Below are 15926 nucleotides of genomic sequence, written 5' to 3' on the forward strand. Positions count from 1 at the left end.
GGGTGAAGTTACGCAAGGCTGTTAGCGGCTTGCACTCGAGCCACTTGACCCGTCGTAGAGCGGTTTCCGACGAGCGCCCGGTTTGGCCAGCAGCAGCTGTGCGGTGCCGATGGCGCGTTCGAGAAATCCGCCTTCGCAGTAGCACAGGTAGAACTCCCAGAGCCGATAGAAATAGTCGTCGTAACCGTGGCGCTCCAGCTCGCCGCGGGCGAGGCGGAAGTTTTCGTGCCACAGGCGCAGGGTGCGCGCGTAGTGCTCGCCGAAGTCCTCCATGTGCAGCAGGTTCATGTCGGTGTCTTGGGAGACGACGTTGAGCATGCGTTGCAGCGAGGGCAGCGCGCCGCCGGGGAAGATGTAGCGCTGGATGAAGTCGACGCTGCGGCGCGCCTGTTCGTAGCGCTGGTCGCGAATGGTGATGGCTTGCAGCAGCATCAGCCCGTCTTTTTTGAGCAGGCGTGCGCATTGGCGGAAATAGCTGGGCAGGAAATCGTGGCCAACGGCTTCGATCATCTCGATGGAGACCAGTTTGTCGAACTCGCCATCGAGGTCGCGATAGTCCTTGAGCAGCAGGGTGATGCGGTCCTGCAGGCCCTGTTCTTCAATACGCCGCTGGGTGTAGGCGAACTGCTCGCGCGACAGCGTGGTGGTGGTCACCCGGCAGCCACGGTGGGTTGCGGCATAGAGCGCCATGCTGCCCCAGCCGGTGCCGATTTCCAGCAAATGATCCTCGGGCTGCAGGTCAAGCTTTTCGCAGATGCGCTCGAGCTTGTGCAGTTGGGCCTGTTCCAGATCCTGTTCGGGTGTGGCGAACATCGCCGCCGAGTACATCATGGTCGGGTCGAGAAACTGCTCGAACAGCTCGTTGCCCAGGTCGTAATGCGCGGCGATGTTGCGTTGCGACCCGGTGCGGGTGTTGCGGTTGAGCCAGTGCAGCGCCTTGATCACCGGTTGGCCAAACAACGCCAGGCTGCCGCGTTCGATGTTATCCAACACATCCATATTTGCGACGAACAGGCGGATCACCGCAGTCAGGTCCGGGCTGTGCCAGTAGCCATGAATGTAGGCTTCGCCGGCGCCTATCGAGCCGCGAGCGGCGATCAGACCCCAGGCCGCGTCGTCTACCACATTGATTTCGGCCTGCAGCGAGCTTGCGAGGTCACCGAACAGCCGGCACTCGCCACCGAACTTCAGCGTCAGCTGGCCATGGCGCAGCTTGTCCAGCTGCCGCAGCACGGTGCGGCGCAGCAGGCTGCTGGTAAGACCCATACCGGCCAGCGGGTGGGCTTTGACAGTCAGGCTAGGGCTCTTCATGGCGGGCTCCGGTGCGTTGCGTGATGGCCAGGCCGTACGCTGAGGTGGTGGGTTGGTGGGGGAAGATCGGGGTGCGCTTGAGTAGCAGGCGCAACGCTTGCCAGTAGATGGCGAGCAAGGTCTTGGCTGTCATCCAGGGAAAGTTGAGCAGGTAGCGGTGCACGGTGCCGGAAGTCAGCGCCTGACGGTCCAGACCAAGGGTGGCGTCGAAAAGCTTCTGCTCGCCTTGCCAGTCCTCCATATGCACGCCGATGCGCCGTCCCGGCTGGTTAAAGCGCATGCGGTATTCCAGTTCGCCAGGCAGGAACGGCGAGACGTGGAAGGTCTTCGCCACCGTGCAGCGCAGGTTGCGATTGCCACTGGCCGGCAGCACGTAGTGGTAGCGCTCGCGCCAGGGCGTGTTGCTGACTTCGCAGAGCACCGCCGTCAGCTGCTCCTGCTCGTCGAAGCAATAGAAGAAGCTGACCGGGTTGAAACACAGCCCCCAGCTGCGCGGCTGGGTCAGCACACGCACGGCGCCGGTGACCGGCCGGCCGAGGGCCTCGGAAACGCGCTGGCGAACCGCATCTGCCAGCGCAATGCCCTGGCGGGTGTATTGCGGCAGGTAGTCGCGCTCACGGAAGGAGAACGGCGCGAAGCGCGCTCGGCCACTCAGCGGCGAGAGCCCGAAAACGGCGTCCTGTTCGGCTAGATCGAGGTACAGCAGCCCCATGCGATAGCTGAACGCGTGGACGCGTGGAGCGAAGCGCCGATGCTGCACCCAGCCGAGATACAGCGCGCTGTGCAACACGGCGCTGCTCACAGGGTTTCTCCGAACGCGGCAGCGACACGCAGGGCACTGACCACGCCATCTTCGTGGAAGCCGTTGCCCCAGTAGGCACCACAGAAGTAGCTATGGCGCGCACCGAGCAACTCGTCGGCGCGGGCCTGGGCGGCAATGCCGGCCAGGCTGTATTGCGGGTGGTCATAGGTGAAGCGTGCGAGGATTTGTTCCGGGTCAATGGCCTCGGTCTGATTGAGGCTGACACAGAAGGTCTCGGGGGCGTCGATGCCCTGCAGGATATTCATGTTGTAGGTCACCGCGGCCTGCTGCTCGCTCGGTCCACCAAGGCGGTAATTCCAGCTGGCCCAGGCACGGCGACGCTTGGGCAGCAGGCGAGTGTCGGTATGCAGTACCACGTCATTACTGGCATAGCCGATGGCGCCAAGGATGTCCCTCTCGGCTGCACGCGGTTCGGCCAGCAGGCGCAGGGCCTGATCGCTGTGGCAGGCGAAGATGACCTTGTCGAATCGCTCTGCGCCCGCCGGGCTATGGATCGTCACGCCATGCGCGTCGCGCAGTACTTCGAACACCGGGCAATTGAGGCGGATGTGCTGGCTGAAGCCCTTGGTCAGTGGCGATACATAGGCGCTGGAGCCGCCTTCGACGACGTACCATTGCGGGCGATCACTCACTGAAAGCAGCCCGTGGTTCTTGAAAAAACGGATGAAGAAATCGACTGGAAATTCCAGCATGTCGGCCAGCGGCATCGACCAGATTGCCGCGCCCATCGGCACGATGTAGTGATCGATGAAGCGTTGGCTGTAGCGGCCTAGCTCTAGATAGGTGCCCAGCGTGACGTGGGCGCCGATACGGCCGCTCTGGTAGTCGTCCAGCGCCTCGCGGTTGAAGCGCAGGATGTCGCGGATCATGCCCCAGAAGGGTGGCGACAACAGATTGCTGCGCTGGGCGAACAGGGTGTTCAGGTCGTGCCCGTTGTACTCAAGATCACTTAGCGGATTGCTCACCGAAAAGCTCATCTCGGTTGCTTTGTAACGCACCCCGAGTTGACCCAGCAGCTTGATGAAGTTGGGATAGGTCCAATCGTTGAAGACGATGAAGCCGGTGTCCACCGCATAGTCCTGGCCGTGCACACGGACATCCACGGTATGGGTGTGGCCACCGATCCAGCTGGCCGATTCGAACACCGCGATCTGGTGCTGACGGGACAGCAGATGCGCACAGGTAAGTCCGGCAATACCGCTGCCGATGATGGCAATCTTCATGGTTATCCTTCCTTGAGTGACGTGCGTGCCAGTCGCCGGCCGAGGGCGACTTGCAGGCGTGCGGGCAGCAGTGAGAGCAGGCGCAGTACAGCGATGAACGGCGCGGGAAAAGCGATGTGCAGCGGGCGGCGCTCGAGGCATCGGGCGATGTGTCGTGCGGCCTTGTTCGCCGGCCAGCTCATTGGCATGGGAAAGTCGTTGCGGCGGGTCAGTGGCGTGTCGACGAACCCCGGACTGACCAGGCTGATGTCGATGCCTTCGCTGGCCAGATCCAGGCGCAGGGACTCGAGCAGGTAGCGCAGCGCTGCCTTGGACGCGCCATAGGCACCGGCACGAGGTAGCGGCAGCCAGGTAACCGAGCTGCCGACGCCGACCAGATGTGGTCGTACGCCTTGGCGCAATAGCGGTAATGCCACCTCGATGCAGTAACCTACAGCGAGTACATTGGCTCGCATTACGCGCTCCAGCAATGCCGCCTCGAACTGTCCCGCGTCGATGTATTCGCAGGTGCCGGCGTTGAGAATCACGCTGTCGAGCGCGCCCCATTGCGCTTCGATCGTCGCGCCCATGGCACGCACCTGTTCGATGTCGCCGAGGTCGCCGGACAGGACGAGAACCTGGCCTGGATAACGCCGGGCAAAGGCGTCCAAGGGCTCGACACGGCGTGCGGACAGGGCCAGGCAGTGGCCCTCTGCGAGCAAGATGCGCGCGAGTTCGTGACCGATGCCGCTGCTGGCGCCGGTCAGCCAGATTCGCCGCGAGAGGTTCACGCCAGCCTCCGCTGTAACCAGCGAATCATCCAGCTGAGCACCGGAACGTGTTGATAGAGCAGGGCGCCGGCATCGAAATAGTCGCGGTGCCGTTCGACCTTCCCTTCGTCGTTCCAGCGCAACAGCGAACAACCTTCCAGGCTGATCAGTCCACCGCCGTTCAGTCGCGGATGACGGTAGCTCATGATCCAGCGCAGATAGCCTTGGCCGTCGCATACCTCGTCGTGGCTGATGAATTCGAAGTGCAGATGTTCGACGTTGGCGTACAACTCGCTGAAGTAGCGCTGCAGTTCAACGAGCCCACACACCTCGTGCAGCGGATCGGTGAAGTGGATGTCGGTGCTGTATAAATCGGCGAGCCGATCGAGATTGCTCGCATTAAGACTCGCAAACTCACCAGCGAAGTGCTGCAGAAAGCGGCTCATGACGCGGCTTCCGGCAGGTTGCGGAAGGCATCTAGTGCCCGCGCCCGGGTCGCGCTCAGGTCGACGATCGGCGCCGGATACTCCGTTACGCCGAACAGGCTGCGGTGCGCCGACGGGTTATGCACGTCGCGCTTGCTCAGGTGCTGCAGCTCGGGAAGCCAGCGGCGCAGGAACTGCCCGTCCGGGTCGAAGCGTTGCGACTGGCTGATCGGATTGAACAGCCGGAAGTAGGGCACCGAATCCGTACCGGTTGAGGCGCTCCATTGCCAGCCGCCGTTGTTGGCAGCCAGATCGCCGTCCACCAGATGGCGCATGAACCAGCGTTCGCCTTCACGCCAATCGATCAGCAGGTTCTTGCTGAGGAACATGGCGACGACCATGCGCAGGCGGTTGTGCATCCAGCCAGTTTCTTGAAGCTGGCGCATGGCGGCATCGATGATCGGAAAGCCGGTGCGTCCCTGCTGCCAGGCTTCCAGTTCGTAGGGCGCTCGACGCCAGGGCAGCGCATCGGTTTCGCTACGGAAGGCGCGGTGCATCGAAACCCGCGGGTATCCTTCCAGAATGTGCTTGTAGAACTCGCGCCAGAGCAGTTCGTTGACCCAGGTTGTGGCGCCGGTGCTGCCGCTGTCCAATTCGCCCTGGTTGTAGCCGAGCGCTGCATGCAGGCACTGGCGGATGGAGATGACGCCGGCCGCGAGGTACGCCGACAGCTGGCTGGTTCCAGGTTCGGCGGGAAAGTCGCGGCGCTGGTGATAATCGCTCAGATCATCTTCGACGAACGTTGCCAGCCGTCGCTGCGCGAAGGCCTCGCCAGCAGGCCACAACGCGCGCAGATAGTCGGTCGGACGCGGGAAGCCCGCTACGGCGCTGGGCACGGGATCGCTGGCAATGGACATAGGCGCCTGTGCTGCCGGCAGATGCACGCAATACGGCAGCGACACGCTCAGGCGCGCGAGGCACTGTTTGCGGAACTGGCTGAAGACCTTGAAGTAGCCACCCGACTGAGTCAGAACGCTGCCCGGCGCGAACAACAGCTGATCGAGATAGCTACGTACGCGCACATCGTGGGTATCCAGTCTCGCCGCGACGGCTCGATCACGACGCTGCTCGTTGACGCCGTACTCTTCGTTGTAATGCACACCCTGTACGCCAAGTTCACGGCATAGCTTCAGCAGCGCTTCGGGCACCGCCTGCCAATCGTCCACCTCACGAATCAACAGCGGAACGTTGAGTGCGCGCAGTTGGGTGGATAGCTCGGCGAGGTTGCGCAGCCAGAAGTCCACCTTGCAGGGCGCGTCGTCGTGGGCAAGCCATTGCCCTGGCGTGACCAGATACAGCGCCACGGTGGGGCCAGCGGCCATCGCGGCGGCCAGGGCGGTGTTGTCGCTTGTGCGCAGGTCGGTGCGCAACCAGAGCAGTTGGGTCATGACGCGCTCCCTTCGCTACCCGGCAGCAGGCCGGCACCTTGCAGCTGTTGCAGAGCGGCCAGCGGATCGTCGGCCAGCATCAGCCCACCGTGCCGATGGAGTTCCGGGGCATGGATATGGACGGCCGGGCCGGCCAGCAACAGCGGCGCGGCGCTTTGCTCGACCAGGCGGGGTAGATGGCGCTGCAGGCAACTGCTGGGCAAGCTGTTGCTGGCATACAGAAGCAGTGCGCGCGGCCAGATACGTTCCATCGCCAGATTCAGCTCGTTCAACGGTACGGGCCATTCGATGACTTCGACCGGGCAGTCGGTACTCGACACGAGCCAAGCAGTCAGCCACAGGCCTGGGGCAAAGGATTCGCCATCGAGATTTGCAAGCAGCAGCGGCCGGCCGGCCTGCTGTCGGTTGTTGAAATAGATGCGAGTGGCCAGCTTGCTGCGCAGCCAGGAATGAAACAGAACCCGTTCCACTGCGGCGCCGTACTGTCCTTGCCAGCGCTGGTCAAGCGCGTCGAGCAGGGGCTGCACGAGGTGCTGGCAAAGCGTGCGCGGCGGATACAAGGCCATGGCGCGGTTGAAGGCATCGTCCAGCTGGCGTTCGCTGAGGCGCTCGATGGCTTGCAGCAGTTCGTCGAGCATCTCGGACCACTGATTCTGCTGCGGCAGCTCCGGCGGGGTGGTGGCATCCAGCAGGGGCTTTATCTGGCTGACCGCTACACCGCGATTGAGCCAGGTGAGGATGTCGCGGATGCGCTGGATATGCGCCTCTTCGTACAGCCGATGCCCCTTGGGCGTGCGCAGCGGGACGATCAGACCATAGCGGCGCTCCCAGGCTCGCAGGGTGACGGCGTTGACGCCGGTAATACGCGCCACTTCGCGGATCGGCAGCAGGCCGTCGGCGTTCAGCTCCACCAGGTCCGTTGATTCACTCATGTTCAGATTCCGTTGCGCAGGCTGAGGGTTTCGGGGTGCGGCTGCATGTATGCCTGGCGCGCGATGTAGTGATCGGGATGACGGCGGAAGTGGTGCTTGAGCAGCGTCAGCGGCACCACCAGCGGAATGACGCCGTCGCGGTACTGGTCGATGAGGTGCCGCATCTCGCGGCGGTCCTCCGAGCCCAGTGCGTTCTTGAGATAGCCACTCAAATGCAGCAGAACGTTGCAGTGCGTGCCGCGAGTTGCCGGCTTTTTAAGTGCTTGCATCATTTGGCTGAAGTAGTGGGGCGCAAACTCCTCCAGGGAGTGTTCGGCCAATTTGGCGACCAGTTGGCCGAGCACCTTGTATTGCAGGGGGTTGCTAGCCATCAGCTGGTATTTGTAGCGCGAGTGGAAATCGACGATCGCTCGGCGGGTAAGTCCGGCGTGGAGCAGACGCTGCCAGTCGGCATAGGCGTAGACGCGGGTAAGGAAGTTCTCGCGCAGCACGGCGTCATTCAGTCGGCCGTCCTCTTCTACCGGCAGGTCGGGGCAGGCCTGCATCAGTGCCTGGGCGAACACGCCGGCGCCGCCACCGGGCAGGGTGTGGCCGTTGGCGCCATAGACCTTGACCCGTTCCATTCCGCAGGACGGCGACTTCTGCATGAGGATGTAGCCGCTGATGTCGTGCAGCTGTTCAGCGATCTGTCGCCCATACGCGGCCAGGGCCTCGGTCACATCCAGTTCGGGGCGTACGGTGCCCACGGCACGGGGCGCGTCGCTTTCACCTACCAGACGAATCGGTTCGCGTGGCGTACCGAGCCCGATGGCCACCTCCGGGCATACCGGAATGAACTCGAAGTGATGCGCCAGGGTTTCGCTGCACAGGCGTGATTCCTTGTGTCCGCCATTGAAGCGCACCGGGTTACCTAACAGACAGGCACTGATTCCAATCTTGGGCGTGGGAAGCGTGGTGTGCATGATGGTGACCTCGTCCTGTACAAGTTGGAGTTTTGTACAACTTGAGGTCATCATAATGTCGATATTGTACAAGTCAATATGAAATGTACAACTTAATGGGAATTCCTATACGAAGATGATTCGCAGCCCCTGAGTGATGCAGGTTTCTTCGTTCCATAGTGCAGCATGCGAAGAGGAGATCACCCAGAGAGCGGTCTTTGCGTCAGGTCGGCCTCACCGTTTTGAATCTGCTTATATGAGAGGCACGGCATTGATGTGCTGTACATTCGAATATCGCTGTATAGGTGTATGCTGTACGGAAAGCTGTCGAACGAGCACAGCGCGGTTGCGCACCAGGAGTTCACCATGAACATTTTGCTGACTGGCGGTACCGGTTTGATTGGTCGCGCGTTGTGTCAACGTTGGCTGGCGGACGGGCATCGGCTGTGGGTCTGGAGTCGTCAACCACAGCGGGTTGCGCAGCTGTGCGGTGCCCAGGTGCAGGGGGTTGGCAGCTTGCAACAGCTCGATGCGGTGGCTCTGGACGCAGTGGTCAACCTGGCCGGCGCACCTATTGCCGATCGGCCATGGACCAAGTCGCGCAAGGCTCTGCTATGGGATAGCCGGGTGAAGCTGACGGATCAGTTAGTCGAGTGGCTCGGCCGGCGTGAGCAGAAACCGCCGCTGCTGATCTCCGGGTCCGCAGTGGGTTGGTATGGCGACGGCGGTGAACATCGGCTCACCGAAGCCGATCAGCCGGTGTCAGCCGATTTCGCCAGCCAGCTGTGCAATGCCTGGGAAGAGCGGGCGATGGAGGCGACCGTACTGGGTATACGTGTGGTGCTGGTTCGTACCGGGTTGGTGCTGGCAAAAGACGGCGGGTTTCTAAAGCGCCTGTTGCCGGTGTTCAAGTTTGGCCTAGGGGGGCGTTTGGGGAACGGCCGTCAATGGATGCCCTGGATTCACATAGAAGATCAAATCGGCCTGATTGATTTTCTTCTGCGGCAGCCCGCGGCCAGTGGCCCCTACAATGCGTGTGCGCCGGAGCCGGTGCGCAACGCGGATTTCACTCGCAGCTTGGGGCATGCCCTTGGTCGCCCGGCGGTGCTGCCGGTACCGGCGGCGATACTCAAGCCAATGTTGGGAGAGCTTGCAGGGCTGTTGCTCGGTGGCCAGCACACGTCACCGCAGCGGTTGCAGGACGAAGGCTTTCGCTTTCATTTCAGTGATCTGGATTCGGCCCTGGCCGACCTATTGACGCACCCCTGAAGGGCGCACCCTGTGTGAAAATAGCGCGCCTCGCTTGCAGCGAGGCGTCAATCTTAAACAGTAGTCAGGAAAGTTTGCATGACAGAGCAGGCGTTGTTGTTGGTCAATCTGGGTTCACCAGCCTCTACGGAGGTCGCCGATGTGCGCCGCTACCTCAACCAGTTCCTGATGGATCCCTACGTGATCGATCTGCCGTGGCCACTGCGGCGTCTGCTGGTTTCGCTGATTCTGGTCAAGCGCCCCGAGCAATCTGCCCACGCTTATGCGTCGATCTGGTGGCCGGAAGGCTCTCCGCTGGTCGTGCTCAGCCGCCGTCTGCAGGAAGCTGTACGGCCACACTGGACGCAAGGGCCAGTCGAACTGGCGATGCGTTACGGTGAGCCGTCCATCGACACCACACTGACCCGTCTGGCCGGGCAGGGCATCAGCCAGGTGACGCTGGCTCCGCTCTATCCGCAATTCGCCGACAGCACGACCACCACTGTCATCCAGGAAGCCCGACGGGTCATTCGTGAGCGGGGACTCAACCTGCAACTGTCGATCCTCCAGCCATTCTATGACCAGCCGGAATACCTTGAAGCGCTGGCGGCCAGTGCCAAGCCGCATCTGGAGCAGGATTTCGATCACCTGCTGCTGAGCTTTCACGGGTTGCCCGAGCGTCATCTGCACAAGGTCGATCCGACAGGCTCGCATTGCCTGAAGAGTGATGACTGCTGTCAGCGGGCAGAGGGCGCTGTGCTCGCCAGCTGCTATCGCGCACAGTGCATGCGCACCGCAGCCGGGTTCGCCGCGCAGGCGGGGTTGCGTGATGATCAGTGGTCGGTTTCATTCCAGTCGCGCCTGGGGCGGGCCAAGTGGATCGAGCCCTATACCGAGGCGCGCTTGGACGAGCTAGCCGAGCGTGGGGTAAAGAAGCTGTTGGTGATGTGCCCGGCCTTCGTCGCCGATTGCATCGAAACCCTAGAGGAAATCGGTGATCGTGGGCGCGAGCAGTTCATCGATGCCGGCGGTGAAGAGCTGGTGCTGGTGCCTTGTCTGAACACCCACGAGGACTGGGTGCAGGCGTTGGTCAAGCTTTGCAGTCGCGCGCCTCTGGCACTGTAGCAACAGTGGCTGGGAAGCGGCGTTGCGGCGGCTCTTTCCAGCTCTATCCCTTGGTCCCCTTGGCGATTCTGGCATCGTGGACCATTTGCTCGAATGCAGACACGGACAGCGGTTTACCGAACAGGTAGCCCTGAAAGTGGCAACAGCCGTTGGCGAGCAATATCACCCTCTGCGGCTCGTGCTCGACGCCTTCAGCGATAACTTCCAGGCCCAACCCGGTGGCCAGCGCGCAGATCGAACGCACGATGGTCAGGCTGCTGGCATCTTCTGGAAGTCGGCAAATGAAGGTCTGATCGATCTTCAGCTGATCCAGCGGTAGTTGCTGCAGGTAGCTCATCGACGAATAGCCGGTGCCGAAATCGTCGATGGAAAAGCGAATGCCACGTTCTTTCAGCCGGGTCATGCGGGTAATGGCTTCGGCCATGTTGTCCAGTAGCAGCGTTTCGGTGAGCTCCAGCTTGAGCCTGGAAGGGTCGGCGCCGCTGTGCTCCAGTAATCCGAGCAGCTTTTCGACGAAGTCGTCCTGATACAGAAGGTGTGCGCTGAGGTTCACCGAAAGGGTCAGTTCGGCGAATTCCGGTGTCTTCGCCCAATGCGCGAGCTGGGCACATGCTTGAGCCAATACCTGCTGGTCGAGCGCGTGGATGAGCCCGGCGTGTTCCGCCTGGCTGATGAAGGCAGTCGGTGTCAGCAGACCGCGCTGTGGATGCTGCCAACGCACCAGGGCCTCGGCGCCGACGATGCCTTCGGCATGTTCGAGCTGCGGCTGGAAGTGGAGTACGAACTCACCATTCTTCAGCCCCCGGCGAATCTCGTCCTCCAGGCGCAGGCGCTCTTGCACGGCCTGTTGCATGCGTGGGTCGAAGAAGCGCAGGGCGTTCTTGCCGGAGATCTTCGCCTCGTACATCGACATATCGGCGCGCTTCATCAACTCGTCGCTGCTACTGGCATCCGCACCGAACAGCACCACGCCGATACTCGCGCTGCTGTACAGGCTGATTTCGTTCAGCCGGTACGGTCGATCCAGTGAGTTCAGCAACTTCATGCCGATATGCTCGGCCTGGGCTGCGGCCTGTAGTGCATCGTCCCCAAGACTCTCCAGCATCACCACGAACTCATCACCACCAAGTCGTGCCACGGTGTCGCTGGCCCGCACGTCCCCATGCAGCCGCTCGGCGGCGATGCGCAGCACCTGATCGCCGGTCTGGTGGCCATGCAGATCGTTAATGTTCTTGAAGTTGTCCAGATCGATGAACATCAGCGCGCCCAGTTGGCTGCTGCGTCGACTTGCAGCCATGGCCTGGTGCAGACGATCCAGCAATAAGCGCCGGTTAGGCAGGCCGGTCAGAGGGTCGTAGAACGCCAGGTTGTGGATGTGTTCTTCGGCCGCCTTGCGATCGGTTATGTCAGTGAAAGCCGCGACGTAGTGGGTAGTTTCATCTCGCATGTTGCGCACTGCGCTGATCGACAGCCACTCGGGGAAGATCTGACCGCTCTTGCGGCGATTCCAAATTTCGCCCTCCCACACACCAATGGTTTCGATGCTGGACCACATGGTGCGATAGAACTCGGCGCTGTGTTTGCCGGAGGCAAGCAGGGCGGTGGTCTGGCCGATGGCCTCCTCGGCGCTGTACCCGCTGATGCGGGTGAAGGCTCCGTTTACCCGCAGGATGCGGTTCTGCGCATCGGTAATCAGCATGCCCTGCTGTGACTCGAACGCGATGGCGGCTATCCGGCGCTCTAGCTCGGTATTCACCCTGTCGGTGATATCGCGGCTCAGCCAGACTACCGCACGCTTTTGTCCTTCCGGCAATTCCAGCGGTAAGGCACGACCCTCAAATACTTTAGGGCCGCCCAGGGTAGCCATGCTGTATTCGATCAGCTGCGGTGCGTCGCTGTTAAGGGTGCGCTTGATGAAGTCGAGAAAGCGGCGCTCGTCCGCTTCGGGCATAACGTCATGCAGGCGTCGGCCGAGCAGCTTGCTGGCATCGTCGTATAGCATGTTGCGTTCGGCGCAGAGGATTTCCAGGTAGCGGCCATCTTCGTCGATCACCATGAGCAGGTCAGGGATTGCCTTTGTAATGGCCCGCAGCCGTGCTTCGCTGAAGCGCAGCGCCTGCTCGAAGCGATCACGCTCCAGCAGGTCATTGAGCATTACGCCAAGGGTGGCAGTGGCCAGGGGCAGCGCGAGCAACACCGGTAGGGCGATTTCCGCCATCGCGGCGGCGGCAAGTGGACTGGGCAGCAGCAGCGCGACGATGCCCAGTACACCGAGGTGTAGCAGCAGACCGAAGCCGAGCAGCTGCCAGAAGCCGATACGCAGCCAACGCTGTCGGTAGGCGCACCGGTAGCCGATGCCAAGCAGGATAGGTAGCAGGATATTGGCAAGTCCAGGCACGACACCGGGTCCGCCAATCCAAAGACGGTAGCCGCCAGCCAGCACGCCTGCGGTGCCAGCCACCAGCGGGCCGCCGAACAAGCCAGCCATGCTCAGGACAACGGTACGTGCGTCGAGAATGATCCCGGTCTGGCCGATGCTGGTGTTCAGCATGCCGAAAATGCAGGCGCTGCCGAACCAGAGCCCAGCGAGCAGTTTTGCAGAGAGTTGACCGCTTCGGTTCCAACTACGTGTGGTGAAAGCCAGCAGCCAACATAACGCGAGCAGCATGACCGCGTTTTCTACGACAGCGTTGATCGTCAAGACAGATCCTAGGGCGTGAACTGCCCACTGCAGGATTTAAATGGCAAGTTGCCAGTATCCCACATCTGCCGTGCCCCGGGTTACGACACTTAGGTCTCGTTTTTTTTGGCTAGAAGTCGAGGCGCATCGGCATAAGTGCGCCTTAAGTCTGTGGCCGACCAGCGTTGGCCAAGCGCTACGGTCAGCTCTGCTGCTGGCTCAACTTCAACTTGAGTTCGCAGATTTCCGCTTCCAGCGCTTCGACTCGCTGCAGTGCGTCGACCTCGGCGGTGACGTTCTTCTGAATGCCGATAAAGTAGGTTAGCTGGTCGGCTTCGTTGAACACCGGCGTGATCGACAGCTCGTTCCAGAACGGCGTGCCGTCCTTGCGGTAGTTGCGGATGATCTGACGGCACGGCTGATTGCTTTTCACGGCTTCGCGGATCGCCTGCAGCGCTGGCTGGTCGCGATCCTCACCCTGCAGGAAGCGGCAGTCGCGGTAGAGGATATCGTCCACCGCATAGCCGGTCAGGCGCTCGAACGCCGGGTTGGCGTAGATCAGGATGTTGTCGTCGCCTTCCTGCTCGGCGACCACGATTCCATCGTTGGAGGCTTCGATAACCAGTTGCAGCAGCTTGGCATTGATCATGTCACGACATCCTGAAAGGGCATGCGGCGCATTCTAGAACAACTTGGCCTGATCGGTGCCTTGCCGTAGTGCTCGAAACATCAGCTCACTCGATGCGCTTGCGGAAGAACAACGTGACCTGACCCACCTCGACACCGAATTTGCTCATGAACGAGCGATTAGCCAGGGTGTTCTCGTCGATGAGATACATCCAGTCGTCCAGATGCACGTCGTAGACCTTGTCATCCACCGGCAGGCTAAGCACGTAGCGCCAGCGCAGGGCGTTGCCGGCCACTTCGCCAATGGCCTCGCCGACCACATCGGCGGCGGTGCCACGCCAGTGACCAGGGCTTTGCTCGGTCAGCGTCCAGACGCGCTGCTGCGTGGTGCCGTCGCTGTAGCGGAAGTGTTCATCGAGAATCAGCTTGTCGCCATCGAGGCTGCCGTCGATCTCGACATGGAAGCGCTTGACCACCTCGCCTGAGCGTTTCTGGAACATGCCCCAGGCATCCACCTTGCCAACGAAGTATTTGCGCAGGTCCAGCTGCGGCTCCTCGTTGCGGTAGTGCTCGACGTCGACGTCGACAGCGGTGCAGCTGAGCAGTAGCAGGCAGCAGGCCAGGATCAATGCCTTTTTCATGGTTTCGGTTCTCCGCAGGGAAGGGATGTGAGCAGCCCAGCCGCCAGCAGCTTCAGCAGGCAGGGCAGGTCGGCGTAGACCAGCGCGAGGCTCCAGCCGGCCGGCGTGCCCGGTTGGTAGCTACTCAAGGCCAGCAGGGGCAGGGCGAGGCCGGCTATGGCGAGCGCCAGCTTGGCGAGAAAACTCCATAGACCGAAGTAGGCGGCGGTCGAGTCGCGCTCATCGGCGGGAATGATGTCCGCCAGCAAGGCCGGCGGCAGCGCCAGATCGGCTCCGAGGGCGAGGCCGGACATCACGCATACACCGGCATAGGCCCAGGCGGAGCCGGGCTCCAGCAGCACCGCCCAGATGAAGGCGGCACAACCGGTGAGCATGCCGATCCGCCAGCTGCGGCGCTTGCCCAGCCGATCGGCCAGGCGCGTCCATAGTGGCAGGCCCAATGCGCCGCTAATGAAGTAAAGCGCGAGGAACAGGCCGGTCAGCTGCGCCAGCTGCAGGCGGTCGGCAATGAAGAACAGTGCCAAAGTGGCTGGAATCGCCACCGCCACGGCGTTGATGAAATAGACGCCCGCCAGTCGCCGAAATGCCGGGTTGCGCAGCGGCAGATGCCAGCTTCCGGCAGCGGTGCGTGCAGTGCGACGCGGCCTTGGTGCTGCTAGCAGGAGGACAGCGGTGCCAATACACAGTAGTACGGCGAATGTGGCGGCGAAGGTTGCCAGGGCCGCAGCCATGCCGTACTCCGTCGCCAGCACTGCCGGCAGAACGCTGGCCAGAACCACGCCGAAAAGTCCTGCGCCTTCGCGCCATGCGGCGACTCGCGTGCGGGTGTCCCGCTGATCGGAGAGGCGTGCGCCCCACGCCAGGTAGGTGATATTGACCAGGCTGTGCAGGGTGTAGGTAAGGGCCAGCAATGCACCCAGCCAAAGGGCAAGGCTGAATCTGCCAAGACTGTCCGGTGGTATCAGCAGCGCTGCCATCGCCAGGCTCAGCAGTACGGCCGCGCCGGCCAGCAGGATGGTCCAGCCGCGTGGCGAACGGCGGTCGATGAAGCGGCCGAGCCAGGGGTCTTGCATGGTGTCCAGCAAACGGGCAAGGAACAGCACGGCGCCGGTCAGCGTCAGGCCGAGGCCGAGATCGGTCGCATAGAAATTCGGCACCAGCACGTAGATCGGCAGCATGGCCATCGCCAGCGGCAGGCCGAGCACGCCATAGGCTGCCAGCGCAGTGCTCTTCATTGTTCGCCCAGCAGGTTGCGCCGCAACTTCTGGTCGCGGCTGCGTGGGTCGAGCCATATGGCGAAAAAGGCCTCGGCAAACAGCGGATCGACGACCTCGTGCTGTAATCGATCATTGACATAGAAGCGGCAGCCGCGCCCGGGCAAAAAGATGCCGGTGATTCGGTCACCCGCCTGCACATCGACGAAGGCCTGCTGCATGTCTGCACGCCAGCGGAGCAGCTGTTCGGCATCGAGCGGTTCGCTGGAGAATCGCTGAATCTCTTCCAGGCTGGTGCGTACCAGGTCGTCGCGGCTGATGGAGCGGTGATAGGTCAGCTCCAACGCGAACGGCGTCCGGGCTTGCAGCGGCGCAGCTTCGCTCCACAAGCGCGCGTCATAGATGCGCAAGCCGAAAAAGCGCAACTGACCTTCGCCGATCAGCCGTGCCTTAGGCACTAACTCTCGCCAGTTCGCCTCAGCCACCAAGGGGATCAGCGACAGCAGGCTGGCGAGCACAGCGCGGCGGATATTCACGAC

General features: G+C 62.1%; 15 protein-coding genes. 2 read left to right on the forward strand and 13 right to left on the reverse strand.

The features are described from left to right. Positions 1–21 precede the first annotated feature (21 nt). The 8 genes from CXK91_RS01490 to CXK91_RS01525 are packed head-to-tail and all read right to left on the reverse strand — an operon-like array spanning position 22 to position 7873. Positions 22–1311, reverse strand: a complete 1290-nt coding sequence (locus CXK91_RS01490; RefSeq protein WP_103454641.1) for an SAM-dependent methyltransferase — start codon at positions 1309–1311, stop codon at positions 22–24. Further along, complete coding sequence (locus CXK91_RS01495) at positions 1298–2098, reverse strand: DUF1365 domain-containing protein (RefSeq protein ID WP_272887466.1); 801 nt, start codon at positions 2096–2098, stop codon at positions 1298–1300. Before CXK91_RS01495 ends, CXK91_RS01490 begins: the two co-directional genes overlap by 14 nt. A gap of 11 nt (positions 2099–2109) precedes the next feature. Beyond that, positions 2110–3357: an NAD(P)/FAD-dependent oxidoreductase gene (locus CXK91_RS01500; protein ID WP_103454643.1), complete on the reverse strand. Its 1248-nt coding sequence runs from the start codon at positions 3355–3357 to the stop codon at positions 2110–2112. 2 nt (positions 3358–3359) lie between these two features. After that, positions 3360–4127: an SDR family NAD(P)-dependent oxidoreductase gene (locus tag CXK91_RS01505; protein WP_103454644.1), complete on the reverse strand. Its 768-nt coding sequence runs from the start codon at positions 4125–4127 to the stop codon at positions 3360–3362. Further along, positions 4124–4552, reverse strand: coding sequence for a nuclear transport factor 2 family protein (locus CXK91_RS01510; protein ID WP_103454645.1), 429 nt, complete (start codon positions 4550–4552; stop codon positions 4124–4126). Before CXK91_RS01510 ends, CXK91_RS01505 begins: the two co-directional genes overlap by 4 nt. Further along, the gene (gene phrB / locus CXK91_RS01515; protein ID WP_103454646.1) at positions 4549–5979 is read right to left on the reverse strand and encodes a deoxyribodipyrimidine photo-lyase; all 1431 of its coding nucleotides are present in this window, start codon (positions 5977–5979) and stop codon (positions 4549–4551) included. The genes CXK91_RS01510 and phrB overlap by 4 nt, the downstream gene beginning before the upstream one ends. Next, positions 5976–6911, reverse strand: a complete 936-nt coding sequence (locus CXK91_RS01520; RefSeq protein WP_103454647.1) for a MerR family transcriptional regulator — start codon at positions 6909–6911, stop codon at positions 5976–5978. Before CXK91_RS01520 ends, phrB begins: the two co-directional genes overlap by 4 nt. Positions 6912–6913: 2 nt before the next feature. Then, entirely contained in the window at positions 6914–7873 is a 960-nt protein-coding gene (locus tag CXK91_RS01525) for a YbgA family protein (RefSeq protein WP_103454648.1), read from the reverse strand. Positions 7874–8218: 345 nt separating this feature from the next. Here CXK91_RS01525 and CXK91_RS01530 point away from each other — a divergent pair, with 345 nt between their 5' ends. Then, complete coding sequence (locus tag CXK91_RS01530; protein ID WP_103454988.1) at positions 8219–9121, forward strand: TIGR01777 family oxidoreductase; 903 nt, start codon at positions 8219–8221, stop codon at positions 9119–9121. 78 nt (positions 9122–9199) lie between these two features. Continuing rightward, positions 9200–10225: a ferrochelatase gene (gene hemH, locus CXK91_RS01535; RefSeq protein WP_103454649.1), complete on the forward strand. Its 1026-nt coding sequence runs from the start codon at positions 9200–9202 to the stop codon at positions 10223–10225. 43 nt (positions 10226–10268) lie between these two features. On the opposite strand, the gene CXK91_RS01540 is transcribed toward hemH, so the two are convergent. From CXK91_RS01540 to CXK91_RS01560, 5 genes are all read right to left on the reverse strand, one after another. After that, positions 10269–12926, reverse strand: a complete 2658-nt coding sequence (locus CXK91_RS01540) for an EAL domain-containing protein (RefSeq protein ID WP_103454650.1) — start codon at positions 12924–12926, stop codon at positions 10269–10271. A 181-nt stretch (positions 12927–13107) separates the two neighbouring features. Further along, entirely contained in the window at positions 13108–13554 is a 447-nt protein-coding gene (locus CXK91_RS01545; protein ID WP_103454651.1) for a PAS domain-containing protein, read from the reverse strand. Positions 13555–13639: 85 nt separating this feature from the next. Beyond that, positions 13640–14173 (reverse strand): DUF3833 domain-containing protein, encoded by a 534-nt coding sequence (locus CXK91_RS01550; RefSeq protein ID WP_103454652.1) that lies wholly within the window; start codon positions 14171–14173, stop codon positions 13640–13642. Next, positions 14170–15408: an MFS transporter gene (locus CXK91_RS01555; RefSeq protein ID WP_103454653.1), complete on the reverse strand. Its 1239-nt coding sequence runs from the start codon at positions 15406–15408 to the stop codon at positions 14170–14172. The genes CXK91_RS01550 and CXK91_RS01555 overlap by 4 nt, the downstream gene beginning before the upstream one ends. Further along, positions 15405–15923 carry a chalcone isomerase family protein gene (locus CXK91_RS01560; protein ID WP_103454654.1) on the reverse strand — a complete coding sequence of 173 codons (519 nt, stop codon included), beginning with the start codon at positions 15921–15923 and terminating at the stop codon, positions 15405–15407. Before CXK91_RS01560 ends, CXK91_RS01555 begins: the two co-directional genes overlap by 4 nt. Positions 15924–15926 lie beyond the last annotated feature (3 nt).

Source organism: Stutzerimonas stutzeri (genome assembly GCF_002909485.1).
In the GTDB taxonomy this organism is placed as follows: domain Bacteria; phylum Pseudomonadota; class Gammaproteobacteria; order Pseudomonadales; family Pseudomonadaceae; genus Stutzerimonas; species Stutzerimonas stutzeri_AH.